Origin of the sequence: Motiliproteus sp., assembly GCF_965230735.1 — a bacterium.
Taxonomy (GTDB): domain Bacteria; phylum Pseudomonadota; class Gammaproteobacteria; order Pseudomonadales; family Balneatricaceae; genus Motiliproteus.
The window spans coordinates 592,871-614,585 of sequence record NZ_OZ246016.1; the positions used below are offsets into that span (position 1 = coordinate 592,871).

Sequence of the window (21,715 nt, forward strand, 5' to 3'; positions counted from 1 at the left end):
TGCTTACAAAAGGGACGCGCTCGGGTGAGCGCAATAAGTAAGCTCAGCCAACTCGGAAAGCCAGAACAAACACCAGCAATTGCAGCTAACTCCAGTTACACCCTTCCGGGCGTGTTAGAGAAATGCGCCGCCATTTCCCTAACAACCCTAGGCGACCCCACTTGCTTGGTCGGCTACGCCAACTTCGTTGCGCGTTGAACGGCCCGATGGGCTGCGACGGAAGCTCGCTCGCTTCGCTCACTCAAACAACCGTCTTCGCTGATCCATCGAACAGCTCAATGCTCACCATCGCAAAAGGGGATCAGGGAGTTTTTCCTGATATATACGGAGGCGCTGTTTCGGCTGGCACGGTCTTAACCGCCCTTGACGCAGCCGAGCACTGGATTGGAAAACGGATCAGCGACGATGGTTGTCTAAGGCCGCAGGCCGAGTTTCCATCGGAGCCCGTTTTTCAATCCAGCGCACAGGGCACCAGCAAAGCTGGCAAGTCATTGGGCAAAGCAACTTTTGGTCCCTTTTGTTTGCTTACAAAAGGGGCGCGCTTGGGAATAGCGCAACAGAAACTATCCGAAGACTCAGTAACTCGGGATAAACACCCCACACCGACAGGCAAAAAAACCGGCAGGCTCTGAGCTAACCTACCGGTATCAAAATGGAGCTAGGTGCTCCCTACAGAGCCTCTGAAAACCTGACAACCCGTGCACAGGTTTCCGGACACCCGCCGCAGCGCATTCAACCACTGCGGTCGAGATTCAAGCTTGTAGCGTCTCGTCAAACGCCAAGCGGAATTACATCAGGCCGTTGTGCTTCTTAAAGGCGGCCTGCAACGCTACCGGCTTTTGCTTTTTGTTTTCACTACGGAGTACATAGACAACGGTTTCACCCTTGGGGCCGTTGCCGATCTCGGTGTAGCGCAACGGCGCTTCACCGGTGGTACGTACGGTCTCCATGTCTTCCAGACGGTCAAACACGTAGATACGGCCTTCGGCACGCATTTCGCCGTAGAACTCTTCAGCGGCTTCCAAGCTACCGTGATAGAGGTTGTAAGCGGCGATCTTGTCGGCGGTCTTCTTCTTGTCCTTACCGGTTACACCGAAGACCAGGGTTTCACCCTTGGGACCGGCGCCGATAAAGGTCTGACGGTAGGAGGTTTCGCCCACTTCGAGGAAGCTCTGATAGGTGTCGAAATCATCAAACACGTACAAACGACCTTCATGATGAACTTCGTACATATCGCCATTGTTCAAATCAACAGCAGCAGCCTGCGGCTTGACTTCTTTACCGCCACAGGCGGCCAGGGAGATCGCCAGGCCGGCGACGATCAGAGATTTGCGGTTCAGCATTCGAGCTTTCCTCTATTGCGCGGTTTCAATGCCGAACCAGCCTAATGGCGAATTATGAAAGTTCTCTGACAGAAAAAAGAACGAATGATGAACGCTCGAAATCAAACCCGGTGAGGCTATGTAAAAACGTGCCGAGCGCAGGTGCAGGCGCAGGTGTTTTCACAGAGTCTTCTTACTGGGAGTTGGCCAAGCGCCAGCCAAACCCCATCAACACCAACCCGCTGATGCCGTCGAGCCAGGCCGCCACTTTCGGCTGTTGAAGCCAGCGTCGGGCCCAACCGATCAGCACCACCAGCAGCAGGTACCAGCCCATCGCCAGCAGGAAGTGCAGCGCGGCGATCAGCAGTGCCTGGGGGACCGCCGGGTGACTTGGGTCGATAAACTGCGGCAGAAACGCCATATAGAACACGATCGGTTTGGGATTGAGCAGGTTAGACAGCGCACCCTCGCGCAGCGACACCCTGACCGGTACCTGCTGCGGCGCCACCGACTCCATCGTCATACCCCGTCGACGCAGCGCCGAGCGCAGACTCTGGATTCCGAGCCAGACCAGATAGGCGGCCCCGGCCAGTTTCAGCAGCATAAACAGCTCGGCCGAGCCCAGCAGAATCATCGACAACCCGGCCGCCGAGATCAGCGCGTGGACAAACAGCCCCGAGCAGATCCCCAGCCCGGTCAGCAGCCCATCACGACCACCGCCCCGGGTGGTGTTGCGTAGCACCAGCAGGGTGTCGACCCCCGGCGCCAGGGTCAACGCGGTCAGCGCCAGCAGCAGCGGCAACCAGCTGAAATGTTCAAACATCGCCATCAGACAAACAGCTCCAGCAATTCATTCAAAAAACGCCGCCCCTGCAGGGTCGGACGCAGCAGTGCAGGATCAGCGACAAGCAACCCCAGGCTTCGAGCGCGGGCGAGTTGAGGCTCGATCATCGTTAGCGGCAATCCGGTCCGCTGCTCGAACAGCTCGGCTTCAACACCGTCGCTGAGTCGCAGCGTGTTCATCATAAACTCCAACGGCAGTTCGTCGGCGTCGATATCACGTTGCTCGGCTCGATTCAGCCCGGCCAGATAGGCTTTCGGCTGCCGCACTTTCCAGCGCCGGACCAGCCGCCCGGAGCTCCCTGACGCAGGATCGGTCAGCTTAGCATGGGCCCCGGCACCGATGCCCAGGTAGTCGCCGAAGCACCAATAGTTGAGATTATGGCGGCACTGCTGGCCGGTCTTACTGTAACCGGAGATCTCGTACTGCTCGAACCCGGCCTCGGCCAGCCGCGCCTGGCCCTGCTCCTGAATAGCCCACAGATCTTCGTCTTCAGGCAGCGTTGGCGGACGGCTATGAAACTCGGTGTTGGGCTCGATGGTCAGCTGATACCAGGACAGGTGGGTGGTCTCCAACGCGATCGCCCGCTCCAGATCAGCCAGCGCCATCGCCGGGGTCTGGCCCGGAAGGCCGTGCATCAGGTCCAGGTTGAGCCGCTCAAACCCGATCGTCCGGGCCTGGGCAACGGCTTGCTCCGCTTCGGCGCCGCTGTGAATCCGCCCCAAGGCTTGCAGACAACCATCGTCGAAGCTCTGAATCCCCAGCGACAACCGGTTGATCCCGGCCTCGCGGTAACCGGCAAAACGGGCTTGCTCGAAGGTGCCGGGATTGGCTTCCAGGGTGATCTCGATCCCCTCGGCAAACGGGATTCGCTGCTCGACCTGCCCCAGCAGCTGCCGGTAGAACGCCGCCTCCATCAGGCTCGGGGTGCCGCCGCCGATAAAGATCGACTGCAGCGTCCGGCCCTGGACCCAGTTCAGCTCGGCATCGAGATCATCGAGCAGTGCCTGCAGATAATCCGCCTGTGGGATCTCGCCACGCTGGGCGTGGGAGTTGAAATCACAGTAGGGGCATTTGCGCACGCACCAGGGCACATGGATATACAGACTCAGCGGCGGTAGCTGCAGCCCCGTGGAAGCCGCGGTCATTAGCCCTTCTGCAGCGCCAGTCGACGCAGCAGCTCAGCCACGGCCTGGCCCCGATGGCTGAGTTTATTCTTTTGCTCCGGCGCCAGCTCGGCCGAGGCGCACTCACACTCCGGGACCCAGAACAACGGATCATAGCCAAATCCGTTTTCACCCCGTGGCTGCTCCAGAATCCGCCCTTCCCAGCTGCCCTGACAGATCATCGGGGTCGGGTCGGCCGGATGCTTCATCAGCACCAACAAGCACTGGAAACGAGCGCTACGCTGCGCCTCGGGCACCTGGGCCAGCAGCGACAGCAGCTTTTCATTGTTGCTGGCATCGGTGGCACCCGGACCGGAGAAGCGGGCCGAGTAAATTCCAGGCGCGCCCTTCAAGGCATCAACTTCCAGTCCGGAATCGTCGGCCAACGCCGGCAGCCCGGATACCTGGCTGACATGACGGGCCTTCAGGATCGCGTTCTCAACGAAGCTCAGGCCGGTCTCTTCGACCTCGCCGACATCGAAATCCGATTGCGGTAAGACTTCGATATCAAAATCGGCCAGTACCTGGTTGAACTCTTTGAGCTTGCCGGCGTTACCGCTGGCCAGAACGATCTGCTGCATGGACTCTGGTTTCGCTGCTGGGGTTAATCGACGTAAAAATGTTGCTCGAAGTTGAGCGGGTAAACCGGGCCGTTCGGATCGGGCTGCACCTGCAACTCGAAGAACAGCCGCTCGTCATCGGTAAAGCGGAACTCGGCGATGTAGTAGATCGCATCGCCCTCGCGCACCTGACGGAAATTCAACGGCTGGCGCTGATCCACCAGATTGCGGATTTCACCGCTGACCTGCGCCACCACCGCACGATGGTCGGCGCTGCTGTCGAGTACCGAGATGTTGACCAGCCCGCGAACCTTACTGCGCTGGATCTGGTACTGCTCGGCCACTTCGGGCAGCAGGAAGGTGGTGCCCAAGGCGTTGTAATGGATCTGATACTGATCGACTGCTTCGAACTGCTCGGCACTCGCCAGGCTTGGCAGCAACAGCACAGCCGTCAGTAAGGAATAGAGTAAACGGCGCATGGTAGCCTCCTCAACGCCGGTCCCGTCGGTGCCGGCCCGGTCGTTACTTGGTGACGTGGTAGATGGCGATCTCGCCGAGCATATTGGGCCACAAATTGCTGGCCCAATGGTCGCGATGCTCACGGTTTACCACGGTGCGCTTAACGATATGGATGTTCTTCTCGCGACACAGCTCCTCAAAATCCTTAAAGGTACAGAAATGGATATTGGGCGTGTTATACCAAGTATAGGGAAGGAAGTCGGACACCGGCATCTTGCCCTTCAGCGCCAGGTAGAAGCGTGCCCGCCAGTGGCCGAAGTTGGGGAAGGTGATGATGCACTCTTTGCCGACCCGCAGCATCTCATCCAACACCAGGTCCGGGCGATGGACCGCCTGCAGGGCCTGGGTCATGACCACCATGTCGAAGCTGTTGTTCTGGAAGTTGGCCAGTCCGCAATCCAGATCCTGTTCGATCACATTGACGCCGCGATCGATGCAGGCGGCGATATCCTGGGCGTCGATCTCCAGCCCGTAACCATGGACCTGCTTGGCCGAACCGAGATATTCCAACAGTTCGCCGTTACCACAGCCCAGATCCAGCACCCGCGACTGCGGCTGAATCCAGCGCTCGATGATTTCTAGATCCGCACGCATCAGCGGTTGCCCTCCGGCTGGGAATCTTCTGACAGGGTTTTGCGGGGCAAGCCGATATCGGCGGCCACGGTTTCCATGTAACGACCGAACACATCCATGTAACGGGGGATCGGTATCAGGAACGCATCGTGGCCGTGGGCGGCTTCGACTTCAGCGTAGCTGACCGACTTGCCAGCCGCGATCAGGGCATCGACGATCTCACGGGAGCGCTCCGGCGAGAAGCGCCAGTCGGTGGTAAAGGAGATCACCATAAACTTGCACTGGGCACCGCTGAGGGTTTTGACCAGATCGTAATCGTGGTCGACGCTGGGATCGAAGTAATCCAGCGCCTTGGTCATCAACAGGTAGGTGTTGGCATCGAAGCTGCCGGTGAAGCTTTCTCCCTGATAGCGCAGGTAACTCTCGACCTGGAAATCGGCTTCAAAGTCGAAGCTGAGCTTATCGCGGCGCAGCTCGCGGCCGAACTTCTCCCGCATCGAGTCATCGGACAGGTAAGTGATATGCCCCAGCATCCGCGCCAGCATCAGGCCGCGCTTGGGTACTGTGTCATGGTCCTTGTAACGTCCACCGAAGAACTCCGGATCCTTGCTGATCGCCTGGCGTGCCACCTCGTTAAAGGCGATGTTCTGAGCCGTCAGTTTCGGCGCCGAGGCAATCACCAGACAGTGACGCAATCGCTGCGGATGGTCGATCGACCAGCGCAAGGCCTGCATCCCGCCCAGGCTTCCGCCCACGACCGCAGCCCAGGTTTCGATTCCCAAACGATCCGCTAATCGGACCTGACTCTTGACCCAGTCACGCACCGTGACGATCGGAAAATCCGGGCCATATTCCTTGCCGGTCTCCGGGTTGATGCTCTGGGGGCCGGTACTGCCGTGACACCCTCCCAGATTGTTCAGCGCCACCACGAAAAAGCGATTCGTATCGATCACCTTGCCCGGACCGATCGCCGAATCCCACCAGCCGGGCTTGCGATCGTCCATGCTGTGATAACCGGCGGCATGGTGGTGTCCGCTCAGAGCATGGCAGATCAATACCGCATTGCTGCGATCGGCATTCAGCTCACCGTAGGTTTCGATAACCAGTTGGTATTCAGGGATTACGCGGCCGCTACGCAGCGCCAATGGCTCGTCAAAGTGCAGCGTCTGCGGCTGCACCAGACCGACGGAATCCTCAGGTATCTGTTCAGGCATCAGGTTGTCCGATGATCAATAGTCTCAAGCCCGGCAACTGGGCGGTTGAATGGGTTCCGCTGACGGCTCAGTAGACCAGCCGCGACAGTTGCAGCTGAATCACCTGAATCACCAGGAAGATCAGGATCGGTGACAGATCCAATCCGCCGATCGGCGGCACCACACGCTGGGCCAGTTTGAACAGCGGCTCGGTCAGTTGGGTGATCAGTTGCACCGCCGGATGGTAACTGTTGGGTGCGACCCAGCTGATGATCACCGATGCGATCACGGCGTAGAAATAGACATCCAGAATCATGCTCAACAGGCTGACCAGCGAGATCACCAGCAGACCGATCGGCTCGAAACTGCGGCCATTGACCAGGAACAGCAACGCCAGGGTGGCAAATTTGACTACCAGCGCCAGCACCAGGGCGGAAAAGTCACGCCCGGCAACCCGAGGAACCAGCTTCTGAAACGGCAACAGCGGTACCTGGGTGAACTTGGCGACGGCCTGGGAAATCGGGTTATAGAAGTCGGCATGGGCCATCTGCAGCAGAAAGCGCAGCACCACCAGCAGGGCGAAACATTCACCAATTGTACGAATTATCAACGTAAGGGTTTCGGCACCCATCAGCTCGCCTCTTTGTGATCAATTTCGACCGGAAGTCATTGACCGGCCAACAGAAGTCTGTGGAAGTTATGATAGGGCGCGCGTTCGGTGTTTGCCAGCCCGCCCATGCCCCGAGACCGGGGGCTAGCGTTAATCGCCGCCCAGTTCGACCGCCATCTCACGAGCCCGGTCGGCACAGTCAACCATCGCCTGCTCCACCAGCTCGGGTAACCCTCCCTGCTGGAACCGCTGCACGGCTCGCTCGGTGGTGCCGTTGGGGGAACAGACCCGACGTCGCAATTCGGCCGGATCGACATCGCTGGCCTGGGCCATTTTGGCCGCACCCAGGGCTGTCTGAAGGGTCAGTTCGGTGCTGACTTCACGGCTCAGCCCCTGCTTGATGCCCGCCTCGATCATCGCTTCCATCATCATGAAGTAATAGGCCGGGCCGCTGCCGGACACGGCGATCACCGCATCGATCAGATCTTCGCGCTCAACCCACTGGGCGATGCCGATCGCCGCCATCATCTGCTCGGCCTGCTGTCGCTGAACCTGGGTCACCTTGGCATTGGCGTAAAGCCCGCTGGCACCGGTCATCACCAGCGCCGGGGTATTGGGCATACAGCGTACCAGCGCGGTCTCGGCTCCGAGCCAGCGCTCCAGGCTGGCCACCGGGATACCGGCGGCGATCGAGATCACCAGCGCCGGACTGGCGGCCAGGGCCTCGCGCAACGCTTCGGTCACGACCTTCATCACCTGCGGCTTCACCGCCAGCATCAACACCTCCGACTCGCCGGCGACCCGGTTGTTGTCGGTGGTGGTATTGATCGGCCACTGCTCGGCCAGCTTGTCCAATTGCTGCTGGGTCGGATCGGCAACCCAGATCTGCTGGGCCGGGTAACCCTGGTTGACCAACCCGCCGATGATCGCCTGGGCCATGTTGCCGCCGCCGATAAAGCCCAGTACCGGGTAATTCGCTGTGTCAGTCATAGTGAATCCTTGTGTCTAAATTCTTAAGTCAGTCCTGCGGCCTGGCGTAATCACGGGCGCCAAAGATGGCGGTGCCAATCCGCACCAGGGTCGATCCCTCAGCCACCGCGCTGGCCAGGTCACCGCTCATGCCCATCGACAGGGTGTCCAACTCAGGCGCCTGCGGCTGCAACTGTTCAAACAGTTGCCGCATTCGGGCAAAGGCGTTGCGTTGACCGGCCTGATCCAGATCCGCCGCCGGAATCGCCATCAAACCGCGCAGCTTCAACCCCGGCAACTTAACCAACTCGGTGACTAATTCCGCTGCCTCATCCGGTGCCACTCCCGACTTGCTCTGTTCATCGCTGATATTGATCTGCAGACAGACATTCAGCGGCGCCTTGTCCGCCGGGCGTTGCTCACTCAGGCGACGGGCGATCTTGAGTCGATCAAGAGCATGGAACCAGTCAAACTTCTCGGCTACCGCCCGGGTTTTGTTCGACTGAAGCGGACCGATGAAATGCCAACAGATATCCAGCTCGGCCAGTTGTTCCATTTTCGGCAGCGCATCCTGCAGATAGTTCTCGCCGAAGTCCCGTTGTCCCGCCTCGTAGGCCTCGCGCAGCATCGCCACCGGCTTGGTTTTACTGACCGCCAGCAAGCCGACACTGCCTGCCGCGCGACCGCTGCGTTGCTCTGCGTCACGGATCAAGTTCAAAGTGGAAGCGATGTTGGATGCTATGCTACTCATCAGATTGGCTTTCAGTAATAATGACGGCAACTGCAAAACAGGCGCCCGGTGATCAGGATGCAAACCCCTCAGGACTGTCGGGTGCAGCCGATCTCCCTGCAAGGCACCACACTTTATTGGATTGGTTGAATAGGGTCCAGAGGCTGCTATGGATATCACCGAACTCTTAACGTTCAGCGTTCAGCAGAACGCATCCGACCTACATATTTCCGCCGGCGTTCCGCCGATGATCCGGGTCGACGGCGACGTCCGCCGGATCAAGATGCCCGCCCTGGACCACAAACAGGTCCACGGTCTGATCTACGACATCATGAACGACAAGCAGCGCAAGGACTTCGAGGAGTTCTACGAGACCGATTTCTCGTTCGAGGTCCCTGGGCTGGCCCGTTTCCGTGTTAACGCCTTCAACCAGAACCGCGGTGCCGGCGCGGTGTTCCGGACCATCCCGACCGACATCCTGTCGATGGAAACCCTCGGCATGGGCAAGGTATTCCAGGATCTGAGCTCACGCCCGCGTGGCCTGGTGCTCGTTACCGGCCCGACCGGCTCGGGTAAGTCGACCACCCTGGCGGCGATGGTCGACTACGTCAACGACACCCGCAACGACCATATCCTGACCATCGAAGACCCGATCGAATTCGTTCACGAGAGCAAGAAGTGTCTGGTCAACCAACGTGAAGTGCACCGCGACACCCTCGGTTTCGCCGAGGCGCTGCGCTCGGCGCTGCGTGAAGACCCGGACATCATCCTGGTCGGTGAGATGCGGGACCTGGAAACCATCCGTCTGGCCCTGACCGCGGCCGAAACCGGCCACCTGGTGTTCGGCACCCTGCACACCACCTCGGCGGCCAAGACCATCGACCGGATCATCGATGTATTCCCAAGCCAGGAGAAGGCGATGGTGCGCTCAATGCTGTCCGAATCCCTGGAAGGGATCATCTCGCAGACCCTGTTGAAGAAACCTAAAGGCGGCCGGGTTGCAGCCCATGAAATCATGGTCGGGACCCCGGCGATCCGGAACCTGATCCGCGAAGACAAGGTGGCGCAGATGTATTCGGCCATCCAGACAGGCGCGGCCTTCGGCATGCAGACCATGGACCAGTGTCTGCAGAACCTGCTGCAGAAGGGGCTGATTTCCCGCGAAGCGGCGCGTGAGAAGGCCAAGATGCCGCAGAACTTCTAACCTAAGTCAGAGATGGGGAAACCCAGGCGGATTCCATCGCGCCGGGAGGTTTCCTCAGGAAAAATCGGTTAGGCTTGGTTTAATTTATTCGAACAGGTGAATATAAGTGGACTTTACCCAGCTTCTGAAGGTGATGGTTGAGCGTGATGCATCGGATCTGTTTGTGACCGCCGGCGCTCAGCCCAGTATCAAGGTCGATGGCACCGTCAAACCGCTGACCCGCGATCCGTTAACCGCCCGCCAGGCCCGTTCGCTGACCTACAGCACCATGAACGACGCCCAGCAATCCGAGTTCGAAGCGACCCACGAGTGTAACTACGCCGTCAGCGCGCCCGGTATCGGCCGCTTCCGGGTCAGCGCCTTCTTCCAACGCAATTCGCCCGGCATGGTGCTGCGTCGGATCAAGAATGAAATTCCCAGCATGGAAGAGCTGCAGCTGCCGCCGATCATCCGCGATCTGGCCACCAGCAAGCGCGGCCTGATTCTGTTCGTTGGTGGTACCAGTACCGGTAAATCGACCTCGCTGGCCTCGATGATCGACTACCGTAACGAGAACACCAAGGGTCACATCATCTGTATTGAAGACCCGATCGAATTTATCCACGACCACAAGAAATGCATCATCACCCAGCGTGAGGTGGGCATTGACACCCCCAGCTTCGATGTGGCGTTGAAGAACACCCTGCGTCAGGCACCGGATGTCATCCTGATGGGTGAGATCCGCTCCAAGGAGACGATGCAGTACGGCCTGCAGTTCGCCGAAACCGGCCACCTCTGTCTGGCCACCCTGCACGCCAACAACGCCAACCAGGCGCTGGACCGGATCATCAGCTTCTTCCCGCCCGAACACCACGACCAGTTGTGGATGGACCTGTCGCTGAATATGAAAGCGATCGTGGCCCAGCAGCTGCTGCCCCGGGCCGACGGCAAGGGTCGTATCGCCGCCGTCGAGGTTCTGATCAACTCACCGTTGGCGTCGGATCTGATCCGTAAAGCCAACGTCCATGAGCTCAAAGAGCTGATGAAGAAGTCCACCAATATCGGCATGCAGACCTTCGACCAGTCGCTCTACAAGCTGTTCGAACAGGGTAAGGTCACCTACGAAGATGCGCTGGCCCACGCTGATTCGGCCAACGACCTGCGCCTGATGATCAAGCTGTCGGCCGAAACCAATCCGCAGCTGCAGGATCAGATCACCAAGTCGGACGATGGTGAGATGTTCTTCCTCCAGGATGAGGACGATTTTCTGAACGATCCCCGCTGAGAAACACGCTAGGCCCAATGAAGCCACCAGGCTCATTGGGCCGCGATAAAGACAGCGCTTAACGCTCCCCCTGCACCTCGAAATCATCGCTGGCCAGGCGCGCTTTGCCATCGGTATCCAGCACCCAAAGCTCCCGGTGAACCACTCCGAAGGCCTTATTCATGGTCCAGCGTGAACTGAGGATATAACCTTCACCATCATCGGCCGGCTCCCATTTCACCTCGGTGTAATCCACCTCGGCAAATCCCTGGTCGATAATGTTCTGCCAGAAGGCCTGAATTTGTTCTCGGCCGGTAAAGGTTCCGAATGGACGGGCCTGCATCACCGCATCTTCCCGGTATTGTGCCGCGCAACCCGCCGCATCCTGATGATTGAACGCGTGTTGCCAGGTAGCGATGCCGTCTTTACAGGCTTGAAGCAGGTCATCTTGGGACATAGGGGTTCCTCACTAAGCGGTAATTAACAACGTCAGGGTCATCTATCGAAGCTTAGCCCCGGCATTGAGGCCGAAAAACAGCCGTATTAGAATTCATTGTTCTATTTTTACGGATAATAGTATGAATCAATTACGTCCCATGGCGGTTTTCGCCCGCATTGTCGAGACCGGTTCGATCACCGCCGCAGCCGATTCTTTACAGCTGTCCAAGTCCGTCGTCAGCCAGCACCTGAAGAGCTTAGAAACAGAGCTGGGGGTTACGCTGCTCAAGCGCACCACCCGACGTCAAAGCCTGACAGCCACGGGCGAGGCTTTCTATCGACACTGCCGGGAGATTAACCGCATCGCCGAACTGGCCTGGCAGCAGGTTCGTGAAGAGCAGGAGGTAGCGAGGGGTAGATTGCGTATCACCGCTCCCCATGCGCTGATGGGAACCCTGGTGGCGCCGACGGTGGCGAAGCTGGTCAGACAATATCCGCAGCTGCTGCCGGAATTGATCTGCAGTGATGAACAGTTAGATCTGGCCGCCGAAAATATCGATCTGGCGATCCGGGTGGGGCCCTCTGCGGACAGTCGAATAAAACAGCGCCGTATTGGTCAGTTCCGGGATGTGCTATGCGCCAGTCAGGCACTACTGGACGCTGGCGCCTTAGAGCAGGCGGCCTATATTGCCAACACCTGGCAGGGTGAGAAGATTCACCACCAGCTGGAAGATGAACAGGGAAACCTGAAACAGTACAGCGCTCAGGCCCGCTGTCGGGCCGACTCCTTCGACACCTGCCTGGCCCTGATAGAGTCGGGAGCCGGGATCGGACTGGTCCCGGACTTCAAACTACGCGAGCTTCAGCCACGGCTGTCCGAGGTTTTTCCCGGCTACCGGATGCCGCTAAACCCGGTCTATGCGCTGCACACCTTCGAACGGCAGTTACCGCTAGGGGTGCAGCTGTGCATCGACGAGATTGCACGACGATTCAACCCGAGCTGAATCAGGTCTCCCCTGAATCAGCATCAAGTAACAGTGCAGAGACTCAGCGCGAGTAGACCCGCTCACCCGCCAGCAGCGTGTGGCTGACCTGACCCTGAAGTTGCTGCCCCCAGAACGGCGTATTGGTTGCGATCGAGGCATTGCTCAGCTCATCCAGCTGCCAAGACTGCTCGGGATCAAAGATACAGATATCCGCCGGAGCACCGACACCCAACTGACCCTGCTCAAGACCCAGAATCCGGGCCGGCTCCGAGCTCAACAACGCAATCATCTCCGACAGCGACAGCAGATCCTGCTCGACCAGTTTCAACCCCAGTGGCAGCAGGGTTTGCAAGCCGATCATGCCGGGCTCGGTAACACTGAACGGCGCCGCCTTGGCCGAGGCTTCGTGGGGCTGGTGATCGGAGCACAGCGCACTGATGCCGCCGCGAACCAACGCGGCCCGCAGCCCGGCCCGCTCAGCTTCGGAGCGCAGCGGCGGCGACAGGTGAAAGCGACCATCAAAGCCTTCCAGGGCACCGTCGTCCAGCAGCAGCTGGTGCACTGCCAGATCACAGCTCACCGCCTGCCCCCGCTCACGAGCCTCTTCGATCATCTTGACTGAACGCTCGCAGGAGAGTTGGCCGAAATGGAGCCGCGCTCCGGCCTGCTCGGCCAGCAACAGGTAGCGGGAAACTTCCAGTGTTTCGGCAACCGCCGGAATCCCCTCTAAGCCAAGTCGCATCGCCATTGCCCCGTCGTGGGCGCAGCCGCTGCTCAGCGAAGGCTCCTGCGGTCGAACCAACACCAGCAGATCATGGGTGGCAGCGTATTCCAGGCATCGCAGCAGGGTCTGGGCGCTGGCGACACCGGCACCGACATTGCTGAAGCCAACACAGCCGGCGGCCTTCAGCGCCATCATATTGGCCAGTTGCTCCCCCTCAAGCCCCTTGGTCAGGGCGCCCAGCGGCAGCACCCGGACCAATCCGGCCTCGGCGGCGCGATCTTGAATCAGTCGTGCCACCGCCGGGGTATCCAGTACCGGCTGGGTCTGGGGCGGGCAACACAGGGTCGTCACCCCGCCAGCAGCGGCCGCGGCACTTTCGCTGGCAATCGTGCCTTTCTGGGTCTGACCCGGCTCACGCAGAAACGCCTGCAGGTCGACCAGCCCGGGGCAAACCACCTGGCCGGTGGCATCGATGGTCTGCTCGGCCACAAATCCTTCCGGCGCCTCACCGACGGCCAACACCTTGCCCTGCTGCAGGTAGAGATCTCGCGGGGCGTCGATACCATTGGCCGGATCGATCAGGCGGCCGCCCTGAATTACTGTGTTCATCGGTTTCCTTCGTCTGCTTGTGCCTGATTGTTTTCCTGGACCTGCTTTTGAGCCTGCTGGCCGCTGACCGCCATCGACATCACTGCCATCCGGGTCGCGACTCCGTAGCCGACCTGTTTCAGGATCAGTGACTGGGCACCGTCGGCCACCTCGGACTCGATCTCAACTCCACGGTTGATCGGTCCCGGATGCATCACGATGGCACCGGGATTGGCCTGTGCCAGCCGCTCACGGCTGAGGCCATAGAGCTTGTAAAACTCGCCCTGGGACGGCAGAAAGGCGCTCTGCATCCGCTCCAGCTGCAAGCGCAGCATGATCACCACATCCACATCCTTGAGGCCTTCCCCCAAGTCGCTGTAGACCTTGACTCCGAGGCTATCCACATCGGTCGGCAGCAGGGTTTTCGGCGCGATCAGACGCACCTCGTCGGCACCGAGGGTATTGAGCGCATGGATCTGCGAGCGAGCCACCCGAGAGTGCAGAATATCGCCGACGATGGCGACTTTTAGCGGCTCGAAGGCACCCTTATGCCGGCGAATGGTCAGCATATCCAGCATCGCCTGGGTCGGGTGTGCATGACGGCCGTCGCCGGCGTTGATGATCGCCACGTTCGGCGTCACATGCTGGGCGATAAAGTGGGCCGCACCACTGTTGGGGTGCCGCACCACGAACATGTCCGAATGCATCGCCTCCAGGTTCCATAAGGTGTCACGCAGGGTTTCACCCTTGGAGGTGGCCGAGGTGGCGATATCGAGGTTGAGCACATCGGCCGACAATCGTTTGGCCGCCAGCTCAAAGGTACTGCGGGTCCGGGTGCTGTTCTCGAAGAACAGGTTGATCACCGTCTTGCCGCGTAGCAGCGGGACCTTTTTGACCGACTGGGCTCCCATATCGACGAACGAATCGGCGGTATTGAGAATATCGGTCAGCAGCTCGCAGCTAAGGCCCTCGGTGGTAAGAAAATGTCGCAGCTGGCCCTGTTCATTCAGTTGCAGCTGCAGGCTATCGGTAACGGGATTCATCGAGAGCAAATTCCAATCAGGTTGAATAAGGGCCTAGTGACTCTGCCAGGCTTGGCGTTGGAGCAGCTGCAGGCTCAGCGGTTCCGGTCCGGACAGCTTGATCTGCTGACCCGGTTCCAGCTTGAAGGTCTTGCCGACGATATCGGCTTGAATCGGTAGTTCCTGGGCCTGTAGATCCAGCAGTGTCATCAACGTGACCGAAGCCGGTCGACCGTAGTCGAACAGCTCATTGAGCGCCGCCCGTACGGTGCGACCGCTCATCAGTACATCGTCGATCAGCACGATATCGCGCTCCTCGGTGGCAAACGGCAACGCCGACGGCTGCACCTTCGGGTTCAGTCCGATACGGGTGAAATCGTCGCGGTAAAAACTGATATCCAACACCCCCACTGGATCCTGCAGCCCCAGGTGCTGCTGCACCCGTTCGGCCAGCCAGACGCCGCCGGTACGGATACCCACCAACATCGGGTTCTCGATACCACGCTGTTGCAACAGGCCTTTGAGCTGCTCGGTCATCTGCGCGAGTAGCTGCTCCACATCTATACGTTCAGGCATCAGGGGGTTCCTTGCGGTTGGGTCAGTTTATCCAGGCTCGAGCGGTGCTCCGGCTCGCGAAACCAGCTTTCGAGTATCAGCTGCGCGGCCAGGCCATCCATCGAGTGCTTCTTGAAATCCGCCTCGCCGCCGCCATCCAGATGAATGCCCTTGGCTTCGTGGCTGCTCAGGCGCTCATCGGTGAGGTAGCTGGGACGGTCAAACCTGGCATGCAGGCGGTTGGCAAACTTGCGGGCGCGATAGGACATCTCGCACAGGGTGCCATCCATATTGAGCGGTAACCCGACCACGAAGGCTTCCGGTTGCCACTCTTCAAACAGGGCTTCGATCCGGCCCCAGTCAGGAACGCCATCTTTAGCGACAATAGGTTTCAACGGCGTTGCCGTTGCGGTAATCGCCTGCCCCACGGCCACCCCGAACCGGGTGGTGCCAAAGTCAAATGCCAGTATCAAAAAGCTGCCCGCTGTCGATCAAAAGTCGATTGGTTGGCGGCTGGAGCGGGCTTGAATCAAGCGTGTCCGCTTTCGGCAGTCAGCAGGTCCAGATTGACCCCGAGCTTACCGGCAGCCGCGTCGAGCCGCTGCTGCGACTCGGTGGCGAACAGTATATCCAAATCGGCCGGACAACTTAACCAGCTGTTGTGCAGGATCTCCTGCTCCAGCTGCCCGGCGCCCCATCCGGCGTAGCCGAGGGTGATCAGATAGTGCTCCGGCCCCCAACCCTCGGCGATCGCCCGCAGAATATCCACCGAAGTGGTCAAATGCAGCCGCTCGTTAACCGCGTAACTGGAGCTCCATAGATGCTCGGTGGGACTGTGCAGGATAAAGCCCCGCTCAACCTGCACCGGTCCGCCGGCGTAGATCTGCCGCTGAGCATCGTGCAGCGGTTCAATGGAGATCTCCAGATGCCCCAGAATCTCCTTGAACGACAGGTCCATCGGCCGATTGACGACCAAGCCCATGGCGCCGTGCTCGTTATGCTCACAGATATAGGTCAACGACTGCTCGAAGAAGCGGTCCTTCAGATGCGGCATTGAGATCAGAAAATGATCGCAAAGACTGCTGTTGGTTTCGCTAGGGTCCATAAAACAAGTATCAACCCAGTCTGCCAAAGACACAAGGCGGACCATCGACCCGACGTCAAAGGCACTCACCGCAGGTCCTGCGCGACGAAGATCGACGAAGCCGCATAAAAGCCGCGATGGCTACTAGAGTGTCGCCTTCTGCTCGGGTATCCTCAGGGATCTGAGACGGTTATAAGGAATTCCAATGGCAAAACTCAGAGTACTGGTAGTCGATGATGCAGCCTTTATCCGGGAGATGGTGAAAAAAACCATTCGTACCCGCTTCCCCGATTTTCAGGTGGAAGATGCCGTCAATGGCCGCAAAGCTCAGCAATTGATGCTCAAAGGCGACTACGACCTGGTGCTCTGTGACTGGGAGATGCCGGAGATGTCCGGTATCGAGTTGCTCACCTGGGTCCGCCAGGAACGCAAATCCCGCGTCCCTTTTGTGATGGTGACCAGCCGCGGCGACAAGGCCAACGTGGTCGAAGCGATCCAGGCCGGGGTGACCGACTACATCGGCAAACCGTTCTCCAACGAAGGCCTGCTCAACAAAGTGATCAAGGTGCTCGGCAAGCACCATAATCTTCGCACGGATAGCCGCAGCAGCGGCGCCGGTCGGGTTGCCGACGGTTCCATTGATGCCCTGACCGGCGGTGCCAAGGCCAAACAGACACCGACACGCCAACCTCAAAAACCAACTCCCACAGCGGCTCAAGCCAGCCCCAAGGCCGCCCCCCCCAAGATGCCGAAACCGGCCACGGTGCGTGGTAGCGCCCACCTACGCTTTGGCAGCACCATCAGCGCCTGTGACATCACCGCGCTGAGCCTGAAACAGATCGTACTGCAATGCAAAGTCAGCCAGGGGTTACCGGCCATTCTGGAAAATGTGGTGGTGGATCTGGAGCAACCCGGCTCGCAGGAGAACAGCGAAGTGGCCCGCCTGAATGCGATCGTGCACACGTTGCAGGCGCAGGATACCAGCCCGGACTGTGAGCTGGTCAGCGTCACCGTCACCATCGTCGATCAGGATCCGCAGAAGCTGGCCTATATGTCGAAGATGATCGCCCGCGGTACCACCCAGAGCGGCTTTATCCCGGCGGCCAACTAAGCCGCCGCGACCTTACTGCCGGATACCGATTCGGGCCCGCTCAAACTTCCAGGTCCGGATAATCTCCACCCGATCCGCATGCTTGCGCAGCTCCGGGCTGAAACCGTCATAGGGCGCTGCCAACCGGACGATTCGGCGAGCGGAATCATCCAGCACTCGATAGCCCGAACTCTTTAATACCTCGACCCGCTCCAGGCTGCCATCGGGGCGAATCACCACCAGCAAGCGCAGATGGCCGTAGAGCTTACGCTGCCGCGCCTCTTCGGGGTAATTGAGGTTGCCCACCCGCTCCACCTTGGCACGCCAGGCATCCAGATATTGGGCATCGAAGGCTTCGCGGGTCGATGCCGAGGTCAGCCGGCGAATCCGGGGCGAATCGGCCCGTTCCTGACGCAGACTGTCGAGCTTGGCTTCGAGACTGGCGATCTCCAGCGACCGGGCCAACAGCGACGAACTGATACCGGTGGCGGCCTCAGCGGTCTGAGGCGGCGGGGTCACACTGGAGGCCTGTACTTTACGACTGTCTGCACGGGTGCTGAGCTGCTCGGGCTGGGGCGTGTTCAACGAGGGATCCGGTGAGGGCTGAGGCTCAGGCGTGGGTTGATTGAGGCTTTGCGGTTGCGGAGCCCGGATCAGTTCCAGCGGACTGGGCGCCACCCCGGGGGCAATGGCTTCGCTCTGATTGTGCTGAAAGGGCGCCACTTCTTTGGTGGTCGGCAACGCTTTCTCCTGCTGCTCACCGCTGCCGATCTGGTTGTGCTGGGCGATAAAGTCCGCCTTATCCGGCGCTTTCTCACTACGGAACTGGGCCAGGGTCACTTCCAAGGTTTTCGCCACTGGTGCCGGTTGCTCGTCCTCAAAGCCGACCCCAAGTACGATCAAAGCATGAACCGCCACCGCGACAAACAGGGTGAAGCCCAACCGATCATTGGGTCCGACCCTAGGTCTGTTCGATACCGGTGTGCTCTGACTCATCGCTCTCCCAACCGACCCGGCTTATCCGACCGAATCCAGTCGATCGGCGATGGCATCCATCAGCTGCCCGGCGATATCCAGGCCGAACTGATCGTTCAACTCGCGAATACAGGTCGGGCTGGTGACATTAATCTCGGTCAGGTAATCACCGATCACATCCAGACCGACGAACAGCAGCCCCAGCTCCTGGATCACCGGCTTAACCTGCTCGCAGATCCAGCGATCACGATCACTCAGCGGTCGTCCAACCCCGGTACCTCCGGCTGCCAGATTGCCGCGGGTCTCTCCCTGGGACGGAATCCGTGCCAAGGTGTAGTCGACCGGCTCGCCGTCGATCAGCAGAATCCGCTTGTCGCCATCGCTGATCTCCGGAATAAACCGCTGCGCCATGATCTGCTGACGACCGTGGTCGGTCAGGGTTTCGAGCACCACATTGAGGTTCGGATCGTCCTCACGAACTCGGAAGATCGAACTGCCACCCATACCGTCCAGCGGTTTGAAAATCACATCCTGATGCTCGGCATGGAAATCCTTCAGCAACTGCGGATCGCGGCTGACCAGCACCGGCGGGCAGCACTGCGGGAACTGGGTCGCAAACAGCTTTTCGTTACAGTCGCGCAACCGCTGTGGCGGATTGACCACCATCAGGCCGTCACGCTCGGCCTGCTCCAGCAGATGGGTGCTGTACAGGTACTCGTTGTCGAACGGCGGGTCCTTGCGCATCAGCACCACATCCAGCTCGGTCAACGGAAGGTTCTGATACTCACCCCGTTCGAACCAGTCGTTGGGATCCCGCTTGACGCTCAACTCGGCCATCTTGCCCATCGCTACCCCGTCACGCAGATAGAGACCGGACTGCTCCAGATAGTACAGCTGCCAGCCACGATCCTGCGCCGCCCAGAGCATCGCCAGGGTACTGTCTTTCTTGTAGGTGATCGCTTCGATCGGGTCCATGACCACGCCGAGTTTCAGGCTCATCGATTAGGTTCCTAGGGTCGGTTAACAGGACGTTATCGGCATAGTACCAGAGCCGGTACAATTGTCAGCCGGGCCTGAGCACAAACGCCAGACTCAGCCGAATCGCCGAGATATCTCTATAGAATGGGGATCGGTCGAGCAGGTTCAACCCGGCAGCCGCAAACAGCGCCCACCATCAGGCCCTAACCCAGGTCACCCCACAGATAATGCAGTAACGTCAGCGCCGCCACCGGGGCAGTTTCGGTACGCAGCACCCGCGGCCCCAACTGCAGCGACTCGAATCCGGCGGCACGGGCTCGTTCGATCTCGGCCTCTTCGAGCCCCCCTTCCGGACCGATCAGTAAAGCCACCGAATCGGGGGCCTGCCGCTGTCCCAGCGGCATTTCAGCATCGGGATGTAGCACCAGCTTGAGTGGTGCCTCGGTCTGCGCCACCCAGCTGTCGAGCGATTGCGGCAAGGAGATCTCGGGGACACGGGTGCGGCCGGACTGCTCGCAGGCACTGATGGCGACCTGCTGCCAGTGCTGACGCCGCTTCTGTTGTCGGTCGGCGGGCAGTTTGACCTCACAACGCTGACTAAACAGCGGCACGATCCGATCGACACCCAGCTCGGTGGCTTTTTGGATCGCATAGTCCATCCGCTCACCCCGGGACAGCACCTGGCCCAGCTCGACCTTAAGCGGCGATTCCACCGGACGCTGCAACGCCTCACCGACCCGCACGCTGACCGAACGTTTGCTCAGTTCCAGCAGCTCGGCCCTATGCTCGTTGCCGTTGCCGTCGAACAGCACCACCGAATCACCGGGGCGCATCCGCAGTGCACGACCCAGATGCTGGGCCGCACTGTCGTTCAGAGACAACTCAGCCCCTGGAATAAGGGGCTGAGGTTCGTAGACGCGGGGGGATCGCAACGCGAACTCCGTTTAGAGGCCCGCGGCCTGACGTAGCGCCTCGGCCTTATCGGTTCGCTCCCAGGTAAATTCCGGCAGCTCGCGACCGAAGTGACCGTAGGCGGCGGTCGCACGGTAGATCGGGCGTTTCAGGTCCAGCATCTCAATCAGGCCGCGCGGGCGCAGGTCGAAGTGCTCGCGCACCAGAGTTACGATGCGATCGTCGTCGATCTTGCCGGTACCGAAGGTGTTGACGCTGATCGAGGTCGGCTCGGCCACGCCGATGGCGTAGGAAACCTGAACTTCGCAACGCTCGGCCAGGCCGGCGGCAACGATGTTCTTGGCCACGTAACGACCGGCATAGGCGGCCGAACGGTCAACCTTGGACGGATCCTTACCGGAGAAGGCACCACCACCGTGACGGGCCATGCCGCCGTAGGTATCGACGATGATCTTACGGCCGGTCACACCACAGTCGCCCATCGGACCACCGATGATGAACTGGCCGGTGGGGTTGATATGGAACTGGGTATCCTTGTGCAGCCACTCGGCCGGCAGCACGTGCTGGATGATCTCTTCCATCACCGCTTCGCGAATGTCGGCTTGGGCCACTTCCGGGCTATGCTGGGTCGACAGCACCACCGCATCGACCGCCACCGGCTTGCCGTTTTCATAGCGCAGCGTGACCTGGGACTTGGCATCTGGACGCAACCAGGGCAGCACGCCCTTCTTGCGCAGCTGGGCTTGACGCTCCACCAGACGGTGGGAGTAGAAGATCGGTGCCGGCATCAGCACCTCGGTTTCGTTGGTGGCGTAACCGAACATCAGGCCCTGGTCGCCCGCGCCCAGATCTTTGTCCTCGGCCTCGTCAACACCGACGGCGATATCCACCGACTGCTTACCGATCGCGTTCAAAACCGCACAGGACGCGCCGTCAAAACCGACTTCGGAGCTGTTGTAGCCGATATCTAGGATAACCTGGCGGACAATATCCTCCAGATCGACATAAGTGGAGGTACGCACTTCACCGGCGATAACCGCCATCCCGGTTTTAACCAGGGTCTCAACCGCAACGCGGGAGTTGGGATCATCCTTGAGGATGGCGTCCAGTACCGCATCAGAGATCTGGTCGGCCATTTTATCCGGATGCCCTTCGGACACGGATTCGGAGGTGAAGAGAGAATAAGTGCTCATCGTATTTCCTTAATAATTGAATGCGTTGCCGATCTCTGCACAACCATTGATAGCGAGATCGCGCCTACACAGTGACTTAATTACCAAGCTGGGAGCCGTTAAAACAGATGGGCTTTGGAGGAATCCTGAGGAGATTCCGAGAAGACAACCGGGATCGCCCGACTCCAGAGTGGGGCCGCAATCATAACGCCATTCCAGTCGCCACGCACTACGTTCGATGTAAATAAGACTCATATCCGA

25 protein-coding genes are annotated in these 21,715 nt (G+C 59.7%); 5 read left to right on the plus strand and 20 right to left on the minus strand.

Going from position 1 to position 21,715, the window contains the following annotated elements; genetic code table 11:
- Nucleotides 1-278: 278 nt before the first annotated feature.
- Complete coding sequence (locus tag ACO05M_RS02805; protein WP_421867467.1) at nt 279-632, plus strand: hypothetical protein; 354 nt, start codon at nt 279-281, stop codon at nt 630-632.
- A 156-nt stretch (nt 633-788) separates the two neighbouring features.
- Here ACO05M_RS02805 and ACO05M_RS02810 read toward each other — a convergent pair whose 3' ends face one another.
- The 10 genes from ACO05M_RS02810 to ACO05M_RS02855 all read right to left on the minus strand — a co-directional run bounded on the left by ACO05M_RS02810 (nt 789) and on the right by ACO05M_RS02855 (nt 8,504).
- Entirely contained in the window at nt 789-1,343 is a 555-nt protein-coding gene (locus ACO05M_RS02810) for a hypothetical protein (RefSeq protein WP_421867470.1), read from the minus strand.
- 172 nt (nt 1,344-1,515) lie between these two features.
- Nucleotides 1,516-2,151, minus strand: coding sequence for a LysE family translocator (locus ACO05M_RS02815; protein WP_421867472.1), 636 nt, complete (start codon nt 2,149-2,151; stop codon nt 1,516-1,518).
- Nucleotides 2,151-3,311 carry a radical SAM family heme chaperone HemW gene (gene hemW, locus ACO05M_RS02820; protein ID WP_421867475.1) on the minus strand — a complete coding sequence of 387 codons (1,161 nt, stop codon included), beginning with the start codon at nt 3,309-3,311 and terminating at the stop codon, nt 2,151-2,153. Before hemW ends, ACO05M_RS02815 begins: the two co-directional genes overlap by 1 nt.
- Nucleotides 3,311-3,910, minus strand: coding sequence for an XTP/dITP diphosphatase (locus ACO05M_RS02825; RefSeq protein WP_421867478.1), 600 nt, complete (start codon nt 3,908-3,910; stop codon nt 3,311-3,313). The genes hemW and ACO05M_RS02825 overlap by 1 nt, the downstream gene beginning before the upstream one ends.
- Before the next feature lie 23 nt (nt 3,911-3,933).
- On the minus strand, nt 3,934-4,368 hold the full coding sequence (locus ACO05M_RS02830; protein ID WP_421867481.1) for a DUF4426 domain-containing protein: 435 nt from the start codon (nt 4,366-4,368) through the stop codon (nt 3,934-3,936).
- Nucleotides 4,369-4,411: 43 nt separating this feature from the next.
- A complete protein-coding gene (gene metW / locus ACO05M_RS02835; RefSeq protein ID WP_421867484.1) occupies nt 4,412-5,002 on the minus strand; it encodes a methionine biosynthesis protein MetW in 591 nt (196 codons plus the stop codon).
- On the minus strand, nt 5,002-6,195 hold the full coding sequence (gene metX, locus ACO05M_RS02840) for a homoserine O-succinyltransferase MetX (protein ID WP_421867487.1): 1,194 nt from the start codon (nt 6,193-6,195) through the stop codon (nt 5,002-5,004). The genes metW and metX overlap by 1 nt, the downstream gene beginning before the upstream one ends.
- 67 nt (nt 6,196-6,262) lie before the next feature.
- Nucleotides 6,263-6,805 carry a YggT family protein gene (locus ACO05M_RS02845; RefSeq protein WP_421867490.1) on the minus strand — a complete coding sequence of 181 codons (543 nt, stop codon included), beginning with the start codon at nt 6,803-6,805 and terminating at the stop codon, nt 6,263-6,265.
- 129 nt (nt 6,806-6,934) lie between these two features.
- Nucleotides 6,935-7,774: a pyrroline-5-carboxylate reductase gene (proC, locus tag ACO05M_RS02850; protein WP_421867492.1), complete on the minus strand. Its 840-nt coding sequence runs from the start codon at nt 7,772-7,774 to the stop codon at nt 6,935-6,937.
- 28 nt (nt 7,775-7,802) lie between these two features.
- Nucleotides 7,803-8,504, minus strand: a complete 702-nt coding sequence (locus tag ACO05M_RS02855) for a YggS family pyridoxal phosphate-dependent enzyme (protein WP_421867495.1) — start codon at nt 8,502-8,504, stop codon at nt 7,803-7,805.
- 148 nt (nt 8,505-8,652) lie between these two features.
- Here ACO05M_RS02855 and ACO05M_RS02860 point away from each other — a divergent pair, with 148 nt between their 5' ends.
- Nucleotides 8,653-9,687 (plus strand): type IV pilus twitching motility protein PilT, encoded by a 1,035-nt coding sequence (locus ACO05M_RS02860; RefSeq protein WP_421867498.1) that lies wholly within the window; start codon nt 8,653-8,655, stop codon nt 9,685-9,687.
- Nucleotides 9,688-9,793: 106 nt separating this feature from the next.
- Complete coding sequence (locus ACO05M_RS02865; protein WP_421867501.1) at nt 9,794-10,951, plus strand: PilT/PilU family type 4a pilus ATPase; 1,158 nt, start codon at nt 9,794-9,796, stop codon at nt 10,949-10,951.
- Between the two features lie 58 nt (nt 10,952-11,009).
- Here the strand turns inward: ACO05M_RS02865 and ACO05M_RS02870 are convergent, their stop codons facing one another.
- Complete coding sequence (locus ACO05M_RS02870; protein WP_421867504.1) at nt 11,010-11,387, minus strand: YybH family protein; 378 nt, start codon at nt 11,385-11,387, stop codon at nt 11,010-11,012.
- Nucleotides 11,388-11,508: 121 nt separating this feature from the next.
- Between ACO05M_RS02870 and ACO05M_RS02875 the strand changes: the two genes are divergently transcribed.
- The gene (locus tag ACO05M_RS02875) at nt 11,509-12,372 is read left to right on the plus strand and encodes a LysR family transcriptional regulator (RefSeq protein WP_421867507.1); all 864 of its coding nucleotides are present in this window, start codon (nt 11,509-11,511) and stop codon (nt 12,370-12,372) included.
- 43 nt (nt 12,373-12,415) lie between these two features.
- Here the strand turns inward: ACO05M_RS02875 and ACO05M_RS02880 are convergent, their stop codons facing one another.
- The 5 genes from ACO05M_RS02880 to ACO05M_RS02900 are packed head-to-tail and all read right to left on the minus strand — an operon-like array spanning nt 12,416 to nt 16,348.
- Nucleotides 12,416-13,687: a dihydroorotase gene (locus ACO05M_RS02880; protein WP_421867510.1), complete on the minus strand. Its 1,272-nt coding sequence runs from the start codon at nt 13,685-13,687 to the stop codon at nt 12,416-12,418.
- A complete protein-coding gene (locus tag ACO05M_RS02885) occupies nt 13,684-14,709 on the minus strand; it encodes an aspartate carbamoyltransferase catalytic subunit (RefSeq protein ID WP_421867513.1) in 1,026 nt (341 codons plus the stop codon). The genes ACO05M_RS02880 and ACO05M_RS02885 overlap by 4 nt, the downstream gene beginning before the upstream one ends.
- Before the next feature lie 33 nt (nt 14,710-14,742).
- Entirely contained in the window at nt 14,743-15,264 is a 522-nt protein-coding gene (gene pyrR / locus ACO05M_RS02890; RefSeq protein WP_421867516.1) for a bifunctional pyr operon transcriptional regulator/uracil phosphoribosyltransferase PyrR, read from the minus strand.
- Nucleotides 15,264-15,716 (minus strand): Holliday junction resolvase RuvX, encoded by a 453-nt coding sequence (gene ruvX / locus ACO05M_RS02895; protein WP_421867518.1) that lies wholly within the window; start codon nt 15,714-15,716, stop codon nt 15,264-15,266. The genes pyrR and ruvX overlap by 1 nt, the downstream gene beginning before the upstream one ends.
- Nucleotides 15,717-15,772: 56 nt before the next feature.
- Nucleotides 15,773-16,348 (minus strand): YqgE/AlgH family protein, encoded by a 576-nt coding sequence (locus tag ACO05M_RS02900; RefSeq protein WP_421867521.1) that lies wholly within the window; start codon nt 16,346-16,348, stop codon nt 15,773-15,775.
- A gap of 184 nt (nt 16,349-16,532) precedes the next feature.
- Here ACO05M_RS02900 and ACO05M_RS02905 point away from each other — a divergent pair, with 184 nt between their 5' ends.
- Nucleotides 16,533-17,438, plus strand: a complete 906-nt coding sequence (locus ACO05M_RS02905) for a response regulator (protein ID WP_421867524.1) — start codon at nt 16,533-16,535, stop codon at nt 17,436-17,438.
- A gap of 12 nt (nt 17,439-17,450) precedes the next feature.
- Here the strand turns inward: ACO05M_RS02905 and ACO05M_RS02910 are convergent, their stop codons facing one another.
- The 4 genes from ACO05M_RS02910 to metK form a co-directional block, all read right to left on the minus strand.
- The gene (locus ACO05M_RS02910) at nt 17,451-18,413 is read right to left on the minus strand and encodes a TonB family protein (RefSeq protein ID WP_421867527.1); all 963 of its coding nucleotides are present in this window, start codon (nt 18,411-18,413) and stop codon (nt 17,451-17,453) included.
- Nucleotides 18,414-18,434: 21 nt separating this feature from the next.
- Nucleotides 18,435-19,391: a glutathione synthase gene (gene gshB / locus ACO05M_RS02915; protein WP_421867529.1), complete on the minus strand. Its 957-nt coding sequence runs from the start codon at nt 19,389-19,391 to the stop codon at nt 18,435-18,437.
- Nucleotides 19,392-19,573: 182 nt separating this feature from the next.
- Nucleotides 19,574-20,302 carry a 16S rRNA (uracil(1498)-N(3))-methyltransferase gene (locus tag ACO05M_RS02920; protein WP_421867532.1) on the minus strand — a complete coding sequence of 243 codons (729 nt, stop codon included), beginning with the start codon at nt 20,300-20,302 and terminating at the stop codon, nt 19,574-19,576.
- 12 nt (nt 20,303-20,314) lie between these two features.
- Complete coding sequence (metK, locus tag ACO05M_RS02925; protein WP_421867535.1) at nt 20,315-21,475, minus strand: methionine adenosyltransferase; 1,161 nt, start codon at nt 21,473-21,475, stop codon at nt 20,315-20,317.
- Nucleotides 21,476-21,715: the final 240 nt, after the last annotated feature.

What these genes read in the sequence shown, in the direction of transcription:
- proC (WP_421867492.1), bottom strand. Translation starts at nt 7,774, where the DNA reads ATGACTGACACAGCGAATTACCCGGTACTGGGCTTTATCGGCGGCGGC.
- ACO05M_RS02855 (WP_421867495.1), bottom strand. Translation starts at nt 8,504, where the DNA reads ATGAGTAGCATAGCATCCAACATCGCTTCCACTTTGAACTTGATCCGT.
- gshB (WP_421867529.1), bottom strand. Translation starts at nt 19,391, where the DNA reads ATGAGCCTGAAACTCGGCGTGGTCATGGACCCGATCGAAGCGATCACC.
- metX (WP_421867487.1), bottom strand. Translation starts at nt 6,195, where the DNA reads ATGCCTGAACAGATACCTGAGGATTCCGTCGGTCTGGTGCAGCCGCAG.
- pyrR (WP_421867516.1), bottom strand. Translation starts at nt 15,264, where the DNA reads ATGCCTGAACGTATAGATGTGGAGCAGCTACTCGCGCAGATGACCGAG.
- ACO05M_RS02845 (WP_421867490.1), bottom strand. Translation starts at nt 6,805, where the DNA reads ATGGGTGCCGAAACCCTTACGTTGATAATTCGTACAATTGGTGAATGT.
- ACO05M_RS02885 (WP_421867513.1), bottom strand. Translation starts at nt 14,709, where the DNA reads ATGAATCCCGTTACCGATAGCCTGCAGCTGCAACTGAATGAACAGGGC.
- metW (WP_421867484.1), bottom strand. Translation starts at nt 5,002, where the DNA reads ATGCGTGCGGATCTAGAAATCATCGAGCGCTGGATTCAGCCGCAGTCG.
- ACO05M_RS02815 (WP_421867472.1), bottom strand. Translation starts at nt 2,151, where the DNA reads ATGGCGATGTTTGAACATTTCAGCTGGTTGCCGCTGCTGCTGGCGCTG.
- ACO05M_RS02900 (WP_421867521.1), bottom strand. Translation starts at nt 16,348, where the DNA reads ATGGACCCTAGCGAAACCAACAGCAGTCTTTGCGATCATTTTCTGATC.
- ACO05M_RS02825 (WP_421867478.1), bottom strand. Translation starts at nt 3,910, where the DNA reads ATGCAGCAGATCGTTCTGGCCAGCGGTAACGCCGGCAAGCTCAAAGAG.
- ACO05M_RS02805 (WP_421867467.1), top strand. Translation starts at nt 279, where the DNA reads ATGCTCACCATCGCAAAAGGGGATCAGGGAGTTTTTCCTGATATATAC.
- ACO05M_RS02810 (WP_421867470.1), bottom strand. Translation starts at nt 1,343, where the DNA reads ATGCTGAACCGCAAATCTCTGATCGTCGCCGGCCTGGCGATCTCCCTG.
- metK (WP_421867535.1), bottom strand. Translation starts at nt 21,475, where the DNA reads ATGAGCACTTATTCTCTCTTCACCTCCGAATCCGTGTCCGAAGGGCAT.
- ACO05M_RS02910 (WP_421867527.1), bottom strand. Translation starts at nt 18,413, where the DNA reads ATGAGTCAGAGCACACCGGTATCGAACAGACCTAGGGTCGGACCCAAT.
- ACO05M_RS02860 (WP_421867498.1), top strand. Translation starts at nt 8,653, where the DNA reads ATGGATATCACCGAACTCTTAACGTTCAGCGTTCAGCAGAACGCATCC.
- ACO05M_RS02875 (WP_421867507.1), top strand. Translation starts at nt 11,509, where the DNA reads ATGAATCAATTACGTCCCATGGCGGTTTTCGCCCGCATTGTCGAGACC.
- ACO05M_RS02830 (WP_421867481.1), bottom strand. Translation starts at nt 4,368, where the DNA reads ATGCGCCGTTTACTCTATTCCTTACTGACGGCTGTGCTGTTGCTGCCA.
- hemW (WP_421867475.1), bottom strand. Translation starts at nt 3,311, where the DNA reads ATGACCGCGGCTTCCACGGGGCTGCAGCTACCGCCGCTGAGTCTGTAT.
- ACO05M_RS02870 (WP_421867504.1), bottom strand. Translation starts at nt 11,387, where the DNA reads ATGTCCCAAGATGACCTGCTTCAAGCCTGTAAAGACGGCATCGCTACC.
- ACO05M_RS02905 (WP_421867524.1), top strand. Translation starts at nt 16,533, where the DNA reads ATGGCAAAACTCAGAGTACTGGTAGTCGATGATGCAGCCTTTATCCGG.
- ACO05M_RS02880 (WP_421867510.1), bottom strand. Translation starts at nt 13,687, where the DNA reads ATGAACACAGTAATTCAGGGCGGCCGCCTGATCGATCCGGCCAATGGT.